Annotated in this window: 13 protein-coding genes; 10 read left to right on the top strand and 3 right to left on the bottom strand. The window is 34.4% G+C overall.

Annotated features, from left to right (window positions below; genetic code table 11):
* The first annotated feature begins 102 nt into the window (after positions 1-102).
* The 8 genes from dnaG (at position 103) to hslU (ending at position 10456) form a co-directional block, all read left to right on the top strand.
* A complete protein-coding gene (dnaG, locus tag NTX22_11520; protein MCX6151146.1) occupies positions 103-1968 on the top strand; it encodes a DNA primase in 1866 nt (621 codons plus the stop codon).
* Positions 1969-2033: 65 nt separating this feature from the next.
* On the top strand, positions 2034-3509 hold the full coding sequence (locus NTX22_11525; protein MCX6151147.1) for an alpha-amylase family glycosyl hydrolase: 1476 nt from the start codon (positions 2034-2036) through the stop codon (positions 3507-3509).
* A gap of 286 nt (positions 3510-3795) precedes the next feature.
* Positions 3796-4365: a DUF3109 family protein gene (locus NTX22_11530; GenBank protein ID MCX6151148.1), complete on the top strand. Its 570-nt coding sequence runs from the start codon at positions 3796-3798 to the stop codon at positions 4363-4365.
* Between the two features lie 2 nt (positions 4366-4367).
* On the top strand, positions 4368-5846 hold the full coding sequence (gene rpoN, locus NTX22_11535) for an RNA polymerase factor sigma-54 (protein MCX6151149.1): 1479 nt from the start codon (positions 4368-4370) through the stop codon (positions 5844-5846).
* Positions 5843-6493, top strand: a complete 651-nt coding sequence (locus tag NTX22_11540; GenBank protein ID MCX6151150.1) for an isoprenylcysteine carboxylmethyltransferase family protein — start codon at positions 5843-5845, stop codon at positions 6491-6493. The genes rpoN and NTX22_11540 overlap by 4 nt, the downstream gene beginning before the upstream one ends.
* A 69-nt stretch (positions 6494-6562) precedes the next feature.
* Entirely contained in the window at positions 6563-8383 is a 1821-nt protein-coding gene (locus tag NTX22_11545) for a peptidylprolyl isomerase (protein ID MCX6151151.1), read from the top strand.
* Positions 8384-8522: 139 nt separating this feature from the next.
* Positions 8523-9065: an ATP-dependent protease subunit HslV gene (gene hslV, locus NTX22_11550; protein MCX6151152.1), complete on the top strand. Its 543-nt coding sequence runs from the start codon at positions 8523-8525 to the stop codon at positions 9063-9065.
* A complete protein-coding gene (gene hslU, locus NTX22_11555; protein MCX6151153.1) occupies positions 9065-10456 on the top strand; it encodes an ATP-dependent protease ATPase subunit HslU in 1392 nt (463 codons plus the stop codon). Before hslV ends, hslU begins: the two co-directional genes overlap by 1 nt.
* 37 nt (positions 10457-10493) lie before the next feature.
* On the opposite strand, the gene NTX22_11560 is transcribed toward hslU, so the two are convergent.
* From NTX22_11560 to NTX22_11570, 3 genes are all read right to left on the bottom strand, one after another.
* On the bottom strand, positions 10494-11258 hold the full coding sequence (locus tag NTX22_11560; GenBank protein MCX6151154.1) for a carboxypeptidase-like regulatory domain-containing protein: 765 nt from the start codon (positions 11256-11258) through the stop codon (positions 10494-10496).
* Positions 11259-11332: 74 nt separating this feature from the next.
* Positions 11333-11791: a zf-HC2 domain-containing protein gene (locus tag NTX22_11565; protein MCX6151155.1), complete on the bottom strand. Its 459-nt coding sequence runs from the start codon at positions 11789-11791 to the stop codon at positions 11333-11335.
* Between the two features lie 9 nt (positions 11792-11800).
* Positions 11801-12286, bottom strand: coding sequence for an RNA polymerase sigma factor (locus tag NTX22_11570; GenBank protein MCX6151156.1), 486 nt, complete (start codon positions 12284-12286; stop codon positions 11801-11803).
* Positions 12287-12420: 134 nt separating this feature from the next.
* Here NTX22_11570 and NTX22_11575 point away from each other — a divergent pair, with 134 nt between their 5' ends.
* A complete protein-coding gene (locus tag NTX22_11575) occupies positions 12421-13074 on the top strand; it encodes a hypothetical protein (GenBank protein ID MCX6151157.1) in 654 nt (217 codons plus the stop codon).
* A 128-nt stretch (positions 13075-13202) separates the two neighbouring features.
* Positions 13203-14861, top strand: a complete 1659-nt coding sequence (locus NTX22_11580; GenBank protein ID MCX6151158.1) for a phosphodiester glycosidase family protein — start codon at positions 13203-13205, stop codon at positions 14859-14861.
* Positions 14862-14881: the final 20 nt, after the last annotated feature.

Raw genomic sequence — 14881 nt, forward strand, 5'->3', positions numbered from 1 at the left:
TCTTCTCCTTTCAAATATAACAAATAATTACAACTGGTTGAGCAAATCATCCTATCAAAAATATTTCCTATATTTATGGCAAAAGAAAATTAATACTTATCGATGATAATTCCAGAAAATAAAATAGAAGAAGTACGTTCAGCGGTAAACATTGTTGATGTAATTTCAGAATCTGTTCAGTTAAGGAAAAGAGGTAAGAACTATGTGGGTCTTTGCCCATTCCATCAGGAAAAAACTCCTTCCTTTACCGTTAGCAGCGATAAACAAATATTTCATTGCTTTGGATGCCATGCCGGCGGTAATGTATTCAAATTCTTAATGGATTTACAAAACATTTCTTTTGTAGAAGCTGTTCAGGATATTGCAAAGCGAGCCGGTATCAACCTCGAATTTCAGGAAACTGCTCCAACCGAAGAACAGAGCGAACAGGAAATTCTTTATGACATAAACACGTTGGTTGCTCGTTTCTTTTTGAACAATCTTCTGCAAAGTTTACAAGGTGAAATTGCAAGAAATTACTTTGCCGAAAGAAACATTAAACTGCAAACACAAAGAATCTTTGGTTTGGGTTACGCACTTCCAGAATGGGAAAGCATTGTAAAGTTTGTAAAAGAAAATAATATAGATCTGGATAAAGCAAAATACCTGGGAATAATTGAAAAGAATGAAAGCGGCGGATATTATGATAAATTCCGGGGAAGGATTATCTTTCCGATTTTCTCTCCAAATGGAAGAGTAATTGCATTTGGCGGGCGAGTGATGGAGAAATCGGAGAACACAGCCAAGTATCTTAACTCACCGGAATCAGCAATTTATTCCAAGCGACGCTCGCTATATGGTTTATATCATTCCAAAGAAGAAATTAGAAAACTTGATAAAGCATTACTGGTTGAAGGCTATATGGATTTGATTTCGTTGTATCAGGGCGGAGTAAAGAATGTAGTTGCTTCGTCCGGAACTGCGCTTACAGAAGAACAAGTTCAAATGCTTTCCAGGTATACAAAAAATGTTGTTGTGTTTTACGATGCTGATCCAGCCGGTATTAAAGCTTCAATCCGCAGCATAGAGCTTTTAGTTAAACAGGATTTTGATGTTAAGATTGCCGAACTGCCGAAAGGGGAAGATCCCGATTCCTTTATTCAAAAATTTGGCAGAGAAGAATTTGACGATCAAATTAAAAAAGCACAAAATTTTTTAGAATACCAATCTGCACAGTATGAAAAGCAGGGACTGTTTAACGATCCAACTCTTCAAACAAAAGCTATTAGAGACCTTGTACAATCGGCTGCGTTTGTTAATGATGAATTGAAGAGAAGCATTCTGCTTAAATCGATTTCCCGAAAGTTTAACCTGCGCGAAAAACTTTTAGAGGCTGAATTAGAAAAACTTTTAAAAATATCTTCAAGGCGGGATGAAAGAAAAACCGAAATAAAAACAACAACTAACGATCAAAATGGTTCGCTGGAAAACATTCCCGAGGCTGCGGTTCGTGTGCAGGCTCCATCTGAAAGAGAATTGATTAAACTTTTATATGAAGGTGATAAAAAAATTGTTGAATTCATTTTCCATCATTTAGCACCGGAGGATTTTTCTAACCGTTCTTATCGTTACCTGGCAAACCTTATTTTTGATGCCTTGACAAATGACGAAAGTATTGCACCGGCTGTATTGGTAGAAAAAATTGAGGATGATAGAATAAAGCAATTCGTGTTTAACCTTTCGTTCGAAAAATATACTATCAGTAAATCGTGGGAAGATTTTTATCCTGGAGTCCCGGAAAGCCAAAGCTTAACCAGGCATTCTAAAGATGCGGTAAGGAGTTTCAAACTTTTCCATATCGACCTGGAGATAAAACAGAACAATGATAAAATAAAATCTGCAAAAAGTGATGAAGAAATTGTTCAATTGATGAAAGCAAACATAACCCTGGAGCAAGATAAAAAATTAATCCAAAATGATATTGGTTAAAAGTTTATGTGTTCATGCAAATGTACTTTTGTTAAAGAAAATAATATTTAAGGAAATTTTTAACTATGATAACTCATCCAAAATTGTACGAAATAAACACGCGCGTTTGGATAAATAAATTTTCTTTAGATAAAAAGAAAATTTCGCTAACAGAAATTCCCGACCAGGTTTGGAAAGATTTGGCTGATAAAGGTATAAACATAGTATGGTTGATGGGAATTTGGAAAACAAATCCTGCGCTTACACAAAAATATTGTCTGGAAGACTTCTTGATCAGAAATTATGAAAAAGCTTTGAAAGATTGGAAATTGGAAGACGTGATTGGATCTCCATTTGCAATTGATGAATATATTGTTAATCCAGATTTGGGTGATTTCGAGATTCTGGGCAATCTAAGGGAAAAATTAAACAGTTTTGAAATAAAGTTGTTTTTAGATTTCATTCCGAATCATTTCAGTGCGGGTTCAAATTTAATTAAGAATAATCCGGAAATATTTTTACCGGCTGATGAAGAAATGTATTCAAAAGATAAATATACATTCTTCAAACCAGAAGGAGCCTCGCAAATATTCGCGCACGGACGCGATCCGTTTTTCCCTGCCTGGCAAGATACAATCCAGGTTAATTATATCAGTCCGGAAGCAGTTGCGTTTATGATTGATACTTTATATAAAATTGCAAAATACTGCGATGGTGTTAGATGCGATATGGCTATGCTTGCTTTAAGCAATGTTTTTTTTAATACCTGGCGCGGCGTTCTTAACAAGCTGGGTTTTTCTAAACCGGATAGGGAATTCTGGCAGCTTGCAATTAAAAGAGTTAAAGAACATTTCCCTGATTTTATTTTTATGGCAGAAACATATTGGGATTTAGAGTGGGATCTACAGCAGCTTGGATTTGATTATACTTATGACAAAAAATTAACCGATAGACTTAATTGGGGAAATGTACGTGATATTCGGAATCACTTGATGGCTGAATTAGATTACCAGAATAAGCTGGTTCGTTTTATTGAAAATCATGACGAAGAACGAGCGGAAATATTATTTGGTAGAAACCGATCCAAGGCAGCTGCCGTTGTAATGAGCACAATTCCTGGAATACGTTTTTATTATGATGGTCAATTTGAAGGAAAAAAAATTAAGCTCCCTGTGCAGCTTGGAAGAGAGCCTAATGAAAAAGTGAACCAAAGTGTGCAGGATTTCTACTTTAAATTGCTAAGAATTACAAAGGAAGAAGTTTTTCATTTGGGAATCTGGAAATTGTTAACCGCGTTGCCGGCTTGGGAACATAATAATACTTTTTCAAACATGCTTGCATGGAATTGGAATTATAAAAATGAAAACCGGCTTATTGTTGTTAATTATTCTGACCAGAAATCACAATGCAGATTAAAATTGGATGTTGGAGATTATGATGAGAATTTTGAAATAATAGATTTGCTGAACGACTACGTTTATTTACGTTCTTCTGAAGAAGTTTACCATACTGGATTATACGTCGAACTTCAGGCTTTTCAAAGTCACATTTTTGCATATTAGAAATCCAGGGTATTGTAGTATTCTATCCCAAATCTTATTTTAACCAATACTCTAAACCAATTCTATCTTCTATAAAAAATCAAATTCTCATTGGGAATTTTTAAGTGTCCAAGTTGGTTTAGTTGGTAATATTTCTATTTTCACTTGAACTTAAAATGATTATCTTTCAGCGGAAAGAATATTTCTGAACAGAGAACGGCGGAATAGCAAAAAAAAAAATTAAAATGGTTTTTTATAGCTCAAAATCAATCTCATTGGTTTATAAAATAGGAGTAGTTTAATAGTAATGTTTCTGGATAATATAGTTGAAATAAATAAAGTGGCTGTTAGAAAAGAAGTTTTTGAAACTAAATTTGTCTGCGATCTGAATAAATGTAAAGGAGCATGCTGCACTTTAGAAAGCCAGTATGGTGCACCTCTTCTGAAAGATGAAATTAAAATAATTGAAAATTTATTACCAGACATCCTTCCTTATATTTCTGAGAAGCATAAAGAAGAAATTGAAACAAATGGATTTTGGGAAGAGAAAGAAGGCAATTTATTAATTAGAAGCCTGAACAATAAGGATTGTGTTTTTGCTCGTTTCGAAAATGGCATTGCTAAATGTGGAATTGAAAAAGCTTACTTTGATAATAAAATAAATTTTCAGAAACCAATTTCGTGTCATCTGTTCCCAATAAGAATTTCTAATTTTGGCGGGGATATTCTAAGGTTTGAAAAATTTAAAGAGTGCCACCCAGCCATTGAAAATGGCAGTAATTTAAATGTAACTGTTGCTAATTTTTGTAAAGATTCATTAACCAGATTATATGGTAAGGACTGGTTTGATAAGTTAAGCGAAATTCCTAGGAGTTAATTATGTTATCATTAAATCAACGACTACAACAACTTCAAAAACTTTCCCCACAGCAGATTCAATATCAAAAGCTGCTTCAATTAAATACATTGTCTCTTGAACAAAGAATAAAAACCGAATTAGAGCTAAATCCTATACTTGAAGAAGTGCTTACTGATGATTTTGAATTAGAAATGAAACAAGACGATGAAAAACCAGAAACAACTGAATCGGAAGATTTTGAAGGAGAAGAGTTTTCTGAAGAAAAAAATTCGGATGATGAATTTGGTGTTGAAGATTATATGAATGATGTGGAAGAACTTGACAACGATTATGTTTATAAGAATCAGGAGGAAGAAAAAATACATCCCGTTGCACCTTTACGAGAAACATTGAATGAGCATTTGCTGAATCAATTATATCTCCTTGAGCTGGCAGAACCGCTTTACAGGCTTGGCGAGGAAATTATTGGAAGCCTTACTGAAGGCGGTTACCTTAAACGCGATTTAAATAGTATTGTTGAAGAATTAAAGATGTTTGAACATATAGAAATTTCTGCTGAGGAAGCAGAAAATCTTATCAAGAGAATTCAATTATTCGATCCGATTGGTATAGCTTGCAGAAATTTGCGCGAATGTCTTCTGGTTCAACTAAAAAACTCGTCTTACGATCCATATTATTCCTATCTTGCCGAACATCTTTTAACCGAACATTTTGATGATTTTGTTAATAAACGCTTCGAAAATATTCAGCGAAGCATGAACTTTAGTGTAGAAACTCTGAAAGCAACTCTCAAGTTAATCCATAAGCTTAATCCAAAACCCGGGGAAGGAAATATTGAATCGGATCAGGCAAATCAAATTACTCCGGATTTCATGATAGAAAAAGTAGATGACAATTTTATAATTACCTTAAATGATCGAAGTGTTCCGTCAGTAACAATTAGTCAAACTTATTTGGAATTATTGAATACAAATAAGCGAAAAAGAAATCTCTCCAGAAGAGATAAAGACACGCACAAATTCTTACGGGAAAAGTTTGAATCGGCAAAGTGGTTTATTGCTTCAATCCAGCAAAGAAGAGATACGTTGATGAGAATTATGCGCGCTATTTTGGAAAAACAGTACGAGTTTTTTGAATATGGACCTAAAGCTCTTAAGCCAATGATTTATAAAGATATTGCTGAAGAAATCCAAATGGATATATCTACAATAAGCCGTGTAGTAAATGGAAAGTATGTTCAAAGTCCGGTTGGAATTCACGAACTAAAATATTTTTTTAGTGAAGGATTAGCCACAGATGATGGAACTGAAATTTCCAATAAACATATTAAAGAATTGATAAAAGAAATCTGCGAATCGGAACCGAAAACCGCTCCGTATAGCGATGATAAAATTGCAGAGATCCTTAATGATAAAGGAATCCACATTGCCAGAAGAACAGTAGCAAAATACCGCGAGCAGCTTAGAATTCCTGTTGCACGTCTTCGCAAGGAATTATGATAATCGTTTTAAATGTTTTCATCATCATTCTTCTTTTTGCTTTATTTGGATATTCTCACTCATATTTGGCTTCTGTTAAGATTAAGCAGAAACTTGCAGCCAAATTTGGCAACAATATTGCTTTTTACCGATTTGCATATAATATCATTTCCATTTTTTCCTTTTACCTGATTTACGAGCTTTCACCTAAACCAGACGTTATTATTTATGACTTAAATTATCCGTTCGATATTATTATCTTTGTCCTGCAAATTTTAAGTTTTGCCGGATTGGTTTGGACCATATCCGATATAGATGGAAAGGAGTTTCTTGGTATTTCGCAAATTTTTAGGTGGCGTAAAAACAATTATTCAGAAAATGATTTGGATGAAATATCTGTTCTTAAAACCAACGGGTCTTATAAGTACAGTCGTCATCCCATCTATCTCTTTTCGATACTTTTTCTTTTGTTTCGCCCAACAATGAGTTTATTTTATTTGGTATTTTTTATTTGTATTGTAATCTACTTTTACGTCGGTTCTTATTACGAAGAGAAAAAGTTGTTGGAAAAATTTGGTACTGAATATTATGAGTACAAACGAAGCGTTCCTAGAATTTTTCCGACTTTAAAAAAACTTGTAACAATTTTCGGATCGAATAAAAGTTAATATTATAATCAAAGTTTATGTTCAAGTGATAATAGTTTTTTATTTTCTAAAATTTTCCGGTTGATTCTGATGAAAAAATATTTTCTTGTTTCAGTTCTTCTATTCGTAAATCCATTCTATTTTGCACAGGATAATGAAAAAGAAGTTGCTAAAATTGGCAGCACATCTATAAATTCCCAGGAGTTTATTGAAAGATTTGAAATGACGCCTCGCCTTGGTCCTCAAAGTGAAAATAATCTTGAATTCGAAAAGAAAGACTTCCTTTATACTTTAATTGCAGAAAAACTCTGGGCAAAAAAAGCAAAGGAAATGAAATTAGATACTTTAGAAATTATTAAAACTACTACTGGAATTTTGGAAAGAATGTACGTCCGCGATGCACTGTATAAAATTGAGGTCCTAAATAAAGCTACAATTCCTGATCAGGAATTAATTAAAGGAATATTCAGAAACCAGGTAATGTTAAAAGTAAATTTTGCCTGGTCTAAAGATAAAAAATATATTAACGATTTATATAATGCTTTAAATGACGGCTTATCATTCGATTCTCTACTTACCGATAAAGATAGTGTTATGGATGTTACCTTTGGACAGATGCAAGAACCTGTTGAGGATTCCTTGTATAAATTATTACCGGGTAAATATACAGCGCCAATCCAAGCGCCAACCGGTGATTGGTTTATTTTCCGTGTGAACAGCCGCGAAAAAAACATTCCCAAAGAGGAAGACTTAGAAAAAACAAATTCTAATGTTAAAAAAATTGTTAAGGAAAGGATCATTGATAAATTTTATAGAGATTTTTATGTGAAGTTTTTTGGCGGAATAAAAATTAATGCAAAGGGTTACCTTTTCTGGAGCTTTGCAGATAAAGCTATTAAAGTAATTGTTGAAAAGAAACAGAAAGAAAAAATTGCGGACAATGAAAAGATCTATTTGAATGATTATGATATTGCAAAAATTAAACATGAGTTTGGAAGCGATACATTAAAACAGCCTTTTATTGCGTTTGAAAAAGATCCGGTACCGTTTGGTCAATTCCTGGATGAGTTTGCCTTTGAGGGCTTCTTTACAACAACCACAGATAGTAATAAAATAAAAGCTAAGCTATATTCAAGAGTTAAAAATTTTATTGAACACGAATTACTTACTCGTGAAGGATATAAACGCGGTTTACAGAATCTTCCTGAAGTAAAAACTGAATTGAAAATGTGGAGTGATTATTATTTATCGCAAATCTTCCGAACAAGATTTCTTGACTCAGCAAAAGTTACAGATAACGAAGTTTATAATTACTATAAGAGTAAGAACAAAGAAATTTTAATTCCAAAACAGGTGAACATTATTGAAGTCCTTACCGATAGCCTTGAAGTAATAGAAAAAGTTTTGGATGGATTAAAGAACGGGCAGGATATGCGTGAGCTTGCAAAAAAATATACGCAAAGAAAATGGACTAAAGATAAAGATGGTGAGTTTGGATTTTTTCCTGTTACTATGTACGGAGATATTGGTAGGATATCAAGCTCCATGGAAATTGGTGAAGTCTATGGTCCATTAAAACTTCCTGAGGGTTATTCTATATTTAAATTGATCGACAAGAAAGATGCAAGTAAGGAAGAACCGAAACCATTTGAAGATATTAAAGATGATGTAAAGAAAAATTTAATGGCTTCAAAACTACAGAACTCAATTGTTAATTATACTGTAAAACTTGCAAACGAATATGGTGTTTCTGTTGACGAAACTGTTTTAAAACAGATTAAAGTAACATATATTGTAATGTTTGCTTACAGGTACATGGGCTTTGGCGGTCGGATTGTTGCTGTTCCGATGTCTCCCCCATTTAATGATTGGGTTAACCAATGGCTTAAGAGTAAAAAGGATTTACCATAGATGCTTTGTTTAATTGCTTTACAAAAAAAATAATTATGAAATCATGCCCTGCTCACAAGCGAATTAACAAAGTTGCACGGGCAGGCTTGTCTTTCAGCAGGCAGGTACAAAAATTATAAAATTTAATTTGGAGAAAGAATTGGGTAAAAAAGTTAGATCAACCACAATAATAGGAGTCATTCATAATGGTGAGGCTGCTATCGGAGGCGATGGACAGGTAACACTTGGCAACACTGTTATGAAACATAATTCCCTGAAGATACGAAAACTGTACGATGGAAAAGTATTGTGCGGCTTTGCCGGCGCTGCCGCGGATGCATTTACTTTGCTGGAAAGATTTGAAGAAAAACTTGAGCAATACCGGGGAAACGTAAGTCGTGCTGCAGTAGAACTGGCAAAAGACTGGCGGACAGATAAATATCTCCGCAAACTAGAGGCGATGCTTGCAATTATTTCTGAGGATCAGGCGCTGATTGTCTCCGGTACCGGCGATATTATTGAACCTGACGATAAAATTGTTGCAATTGGTTCCGGTGGAATGTATGCATTGTCTGCTGCTAAGATGCTTAAAAAGTACAGTCAGCTTACGGCAAAAGAAATTGTTGCCGAATCATTAAAGGTAGCATCCGAAATTTGCATTTATACTAATGAAAAAATTAATGTTGAGGTAATACAGAAATAATGGAATCAAAAATAAAAAATGAAGGAATAAAAGGATTAACCCCATCTCAAACTGTTGTGGAGCTTGATAAATATATTATCGGACAGGATGATGCAAAACGCGCTGTTGCAATCGCTTTAAGAAACAGATGGAGAAGACAGCAGGTTAAAGAGGAATTGAGGGAAGAAATTTTACCGAACAATATAATTCTTATAGGTCCTACCGGTGTTGGAAAAACAGAAATTGCGCGCCGTCTTGCAAAACTATCCGGAGCGCCGTTCATCAAAGTAGAAGCTTCTAAGTTTACAGAAGTCGGTTATGTTGGTAGAGATGTTGAATCGATGATACGCGACCTTACTGAACTTGCTGTTAACATGGTAAAAAGTGAAAAGACTGGTGAAGTACAGGAGAAGGCAGAAAAAATTGCCGAGGAAAGAATTCTTGATCTGCTTATTCCGCCTGTTAAAAAACCAGCTTCCGCACAAGAAAACAATAACGTTGATGAAACTGATGAAGTATATCAGAATCAAAAAACCCGCGAATGGATGAAACAGAAACTTAAAAACGGCGAGCTTGATGATAAAATGATTGAGTATGATTTTGCGTCACAATCAGGGGTTGGTATGCAAGTGCTTGGTCCATTCGGGCTTGACGATATGGGCATTAACATACAGGAAATTATGAGCAACATAATGCCAAAGAAAAAGAAGAAAAAGAAAACTGCAATTAAAGACGCACGCGAAATTTTTATCCAGGAAGAAGCGCAGAAATTAATTGATATGGAAGCGGTTCAGAAAGAAGCAATTTCCCGTGTTCAGGATTCCGGGATTGTTTTTATTGATGAGATAGATAAAATAGCCGGCAGCGGAAGCAAAGCAATGGGACCAGATGTTTCCCGCGAAGGCGTTCAAAGGGACTTACTTCCAATTGTGGAAGGCTCGAATGTTAATACAAAATACGGCGTTGTAAAAACCGATCACGTTTTATTTATTGCTTCCGGCGCATTTCATGTTTCCAAACCATCTGATCTGATTCCAGAACTTCAGGGTCGTTTTCCAATCCGTGTTGAATTGAAAAGCTTAACCGAAGAAGATTTTGTTAAAATCCTTACCTTGCCGCAGAACGCATTGCTGAAACAATATGCGGCTCTCCTTCAAACAGAAGGCGTTGAAATAGAATTTAAGGAGGATGGGATTTTAGAAATTGCTCGCATTGCAACCTTAGTAAATGAGCAGGTAGAAAACATTGGTGCCAGAAGGCTGCATACAATTTTAACAACCTTACTTGATGACATTCTTTTCGATGTTCCGGATAAACTTCCGGAAGGTACAGTTACTATTACCGGAAAAATGGTAAAGGATAAACTTGAAAGAATTGTTATGAACAGAGATTTGAGTAAATACATTTTATAGAATAATCTGGGCGGGTGCATTACCCGCTCCGGTATTTTTATTTAAGCAATTCGTTAATTCTCTTTTTAATAATTTCTTCCTTGTTATTACTAAACTCAAGAGTGTAATTTTTTAATTTTTCTATTTTGGTTTCTAAAGTCTTTAATTCTTCTTTTCGTTGTACTTCACGTAAATTAAATAAATCTCTAAGAATAGATTCTACCTTTTGTCGAATTTCCTTCTGTTCAGATTTATCAACTTTTTTATATTGCAATCCTAATAATTCAGCTTGTAAATCAAGTGATAAAATTTTTTCAGTTCGGCTTTCAGTTTTCTGGTTATAAATAAAACCACTTCTGCTTGTGTAACTAAGTGAAGTTTGGTGAAGAAGTGTATAATATTTATTCAAATCTAATTTTTTCACTTCTATTAAGTTTTGTTTGACCTCTGCAGGAAGGTCTTTTAACAATTTTGCTTCTAAATCATCCGGGAGCCAAACATTTTTTCCCTCATACTTAAGTTGAATATCTAATTTTGTAATTGATCCCGAAGAAATTTTTACATTTTCAATAATGGTTGGTTTATAACCTTCCAAGCTACATTCTACTTTATAAATCCCTTCAGGAATATTTGTAATAATATATTCTCCATTTTGGATTGAAGCTGCACCAAGCTGAGTTTCTGATAAAAAGATGCTTGCAGCAAGTAACGGATTACTTGTTCCAGCGTCTATTACCCTACCAAATAGCTTCCCCTTTTGAGCTTCTAAAGCAGCTGAAGAGGTAAATAATAAAATTAACGGGATGAAGAATTTTAGTATCATAATACTCGTTCCTTATAAATAATTTTTATTTCTGTGGGCATTTATTATCCGGGTGAATTAAGTTCTCAAATAGTTCAGAGTGGCTTTTCTTCTATCTCTTTTATCAACAAATTTAATCTCCTGTTTAAGTTCGATACCTCTAAATTCCAATCACCATCTTTAACATAATTAGTTTTGCTAACTACGGATGTCGGATTGGTTTTATCTTTCAACAAGGAATTAACAGTTGGATTTTCTTTTATCTTGTCAGATGATATTACAAAGCCGATTATTACAGCAGCAGCAGCTGCAAGATATATCAACCCTTTCCTGAAATAATTAGCCTTTTTGTTTCTGTAAGGATGGTGTATATCTATTCCCTGTAATTTAACATTAGCATAAAGATTCCGGGTTTTCCGTTTCAGCCCGGTGTATTCTGATAGAAAAATTTTGCATTCGGCACAGCTTTCTATATGTTGATTGAGCATCTCTCGTTCTTTTTCATTTAAATCGCCTTCAACAAGCCGAAAGATTTTTTCTTCATAATCATGCATGGTTTGCCTTCATTCATTAAATAATTTTCTTAATCGTTGTTTCGCTCTGAATAGTTTAACCTTAACATTCTCAACTGATTGCCCTGTTATTTCAGCAATTTGCTTGTAAGAGTTACCTTCGTAATCGCGCAGGTAAATAATTTCATTTTGTTCATCTGTTAACATCTTCATCGCATCTTTCAGTGAAATCAGGTTATCGTAATCGGGATTATTTATCGCTTCAAATAAATTGTCATCTAATTTTTCAGCAGAATGTTTTCTGCTTCTTAACCTGTCGTAACAATAGTTTCTTGTTAAAGTAAACAACCAGGTTTTTAAACTGCAGTCTTCTCTGAAAGTATTTTTATTCTCAGTATATTTTAGAAAAACTTCCTGAACTGCATCCTGGGCGTCATATGAATTCCTTAAAATGCTGAATGAGTATCTTAAAATATCTTCCGCATAAAGTTTAAAATGGTCTGTAAGTGAAATATTTTCTTCTTTTATCTTATACATTATTTTTCAATTACAACGTAGACGGGGAACTGTGTTAAAAGTTACAAATTTATTTTCACATTCTTTGTTTGTATATAATTGAAAATTGAATACATTTCTTATCAAAATATTTACGATGGATAAAGAATTGAATTATGAAAACAATTAAATCAATTTCAAAAGCTATTATTTTAGGTGTTCTGCTGCCAGCCTATATTGGATGCTCTTCTTCACTTTTAAATCTTGCGGATTCAAAAAAGATGATTAAAAAATATTATGAAACCGGTGAATACAATGCTGAATTGAATAAGATTGTTTTGAATGCAATCGTGGACTTCAAAAATGTAGAAGTACAAAAAAACTCTGTTGTAATTTTTGATGTTGATGATACTGCAATTTCCAACTATGAATTTATGAAAAGTATGGATTTCGGGAATGTTTCTTCCGCCTGGGATAAATATATGGTCGACTCTAACGCACCTGTAATTCCGGAAATTAAAATGCTATACGATTTTTTAATAAGCCGTAGAATCAAAATTATTTTTCTTAGCGGAAGGAACTACAAAAATTATGAGGGAACATATAAAAACCTGAAGAACGCAGGTTATAATGATTTTGACACACTAATTGTAAGATCGGAGGGTCAATTAAATTCCCCCGCTTCAGATTATAAAAGTATTGAACGATTGGTTATAGCAAATTTGGGTTACAATATAATTGGTTGCGTTGGAGATCAGCAAAGCGATCTTGAAGGCGGCAACGCTGGAATTAAAATTAAACTGCCAAACTATTTATATTTTGTCGAGTAAAAATATTCAGCACACAAGAAATTATTAAATTGAAAAATCGTTTTATTGTTAATCTCTAAATCGATTGTGACAGTTGAACAAACTATGTCTTCCAGAACAAAATTAATTAAGTAATAAATTGTATTAAGATGAAAAAAATAACTCTATTACTTTTTCTATTCACGATTTCCACCTTCCCACAACCAATAACCTGGACAGAATTAACCAGTACCTACAATCTTCCGGATGGAGTAAAACTTTATAAGGGAGAACAACAAACACCATCTCTACTTAAAATAAATTACCTTGATGTTGATATGCGAAGTAAAAATGTTGCTATCCGGTCTTACTTATCTCCATCAGCAAGCGGAGAAATTGTTCCTTCATTTGTAAAACGGGTTGGAGCAATTGCCGGAATTAATGGCGGCTATTTCGGAAGCGGAGTATCCTATTCGGCAGTTATCGATCTGGCGCAGGTTCTGGCAAAAAATATTGCAAGTGTTACAAGAGATGGTAAATCTTATCCAATAACAAGAAGTTTATTTGGAATAACTGAAACACGCGAAATGTCAATCGATTGGATTTATCATTTTGGTGCCAAGATAAATGATATCCGTAGATTTGAAAATCCATCACCAAATGCTCAAGGAACACCGGCACCTGCTCCCACACCTTCGAAGGGAACGGTATATTACGATTTATTGGTGGGTATTGGCGGAGGACCAAGATTAATTAAAAATGGAAGTATTAATATCACTTATGACCAGGAAGTTTTTTGGGGATCGGGAATAAACGGAGAAAGTACAAATCCGCGAACCGCAGTTGGAATTACACAAGAACAACATGTAATCATGCTTACTGTTGATGGCAGGCAAGCCGCAAGTGCTGGAGTTAATCTGCAGGATTTAGCTAAGATTATGTTAAACCTCGGATGCATCGACGCAATGAATTTAGACGGCGGCGGTTCAACTCAATTGGCAGCTGGGGACAAATACGTTAATTCACCTTCTGAACAGCGCGCTGTTCCTACCATTCTTGCTGTTGTAAAAGCTGATTCAGTTCCATTCCTTCCACCAATCTACTTCAACAAAAAAATTGATAACGGTGATGTTGAATGTAAATTTTTCGGCAGCGGCTGGACTGTTTCTAACATAGGAGGATATTGGGGTTCAACTCCAGCCCAGATTGCACTAAAAGGAAATGGAGAAAACTATTCAATCTTCAATCTCAACTTGTCCAAATCTTCCCAATATGATGTTTTTGGCTGGTGGGTTTCCGCATCTAACAGATGCAAGGATACTCCATTTATAATCAAACATAAAAACGGATCTGATACTGTGCGGATTGATCAAACTGTTAACGGTTCAAAATGGAATAAGATTGGCACATTTACTTTCTCTGGTGATTCAACTGACAAAGTAACAATCTCCAACGCGGCAACCCAAGGCGATTATGTTGTGGTTGATGCTGTTCGAATTATTTCCTACGATTCCACTCTAATTACCAGCGTTGAAAATAACAAAAAGAATTCGGTCCCATCGGCATTTACACTTTTTCAGAATTACCCAAATCCTTTTAATCCAACAACTGTCATCAGTTATCAGTTGCCTGTTTCAGGTTTTGTAACTTTAAAAGTTTTTGATTTTCTTGGTAACGAAATTGCAACACTTGTTAATGAAGATAAATCTGCGGGAAATTACTATTGTCAATGGTCAATTGTAAACGATCAATTGCCAAGTGGTGTTTATTTCTATCAACTTCGCACAGCTAATTTTACTGAAACTAAAAAGCTTTTAATTCTAAAATAAAATTTTCGTGGAATATTGGA

This window comes from Ignavibacteriales bacterium, assembly GCA_026390815.1.
GTDB lineage: Bacteria > Bacteroidota > Ignavibacteria > Ignavibacteriales > SURF-24 > JAPLFH01.

Bases quoted from the DNA above. Each gene is read 5' to 3' on its own strand.
- dnaG (MCX6151146.1), top strand. From the start codon at position 103: ATGATAATTCCAGAAAATAAAATAGAAGAAGTACGTTCAGCGGTAAAC.
- NTX22_11525 (MCX6151147.1), top strand. From the start codon at position 2,034: ATGATAACTCATCCAAAATTGTACGAAATAAACACGCGCGTTTGGATA.
- NTX22_11530 (MCX6151148.1), top strand. From the start codon at position 3,796: ATGTTTCTGGATAATATAGTTGAAATAAATAAAGTGGCTGTTAGAAAA.
- rpoN (MCX6151149.1), top strand. From the start codon at position 4,368: ATGTTATCATTAAATCAACGACTACAACAACTTCAAAAACTTTCCCCA.
- NTX22_11540 (MCX6151150.1), top strand. From the start codon at position 5,843: ATGATAATCGTTTTAAATGTTTTCATCATCATTCTTCTTTTTGCTTTA.
- NTX22_11545 (MCX6151151.1), top strand. From the start codon at position 6,563: ATGAAAAAATATTTTCTTGTTTCAGTTCTTCTATTCGTAAATCCATTC.
- hslU (MCX6151153.1), top strand. From the start codon at position 9,065: ATGGAATCAAAAATAAAAAATGAAGGAATAAAAGGATTAACCCCATCT.
- NTX22_11560 (MCX6151154.1), bottom strand. From the start codon at position 11,258: ATGATACTAAAATTCTTCATCCCGTTAATTTTATTATTTACCTCTTCA.
- NTX22_11565 (MCX6151155.1), bottom strand. From the start codon at position 11,791: ATGCATGATTATGAAGAAAAAATCTTTCGGCTTGTTGAAGGCGATTTA.
- NTX22_11570 (MCX6151156.1), bottom strand. From the start codon at position 12,286: ATGTATAAGATAAAAGAAGAAAATATTTCACTTACAGACCATTTTAAA.
- NTX22_11575 (MCX6151157.1), top strand. From the start codon at position 12,421: ATGAAAACAATTAAATCAATTTCAAAAGCTATTATTTTAGGTGTTCTG.
- NTX22_11580 (MCX6151158.1), top strand. From the start codon at position 13,203: ATGAAAAAAATAACTCTATTACTTTTTCTATTCACGATTTCCACCTTC.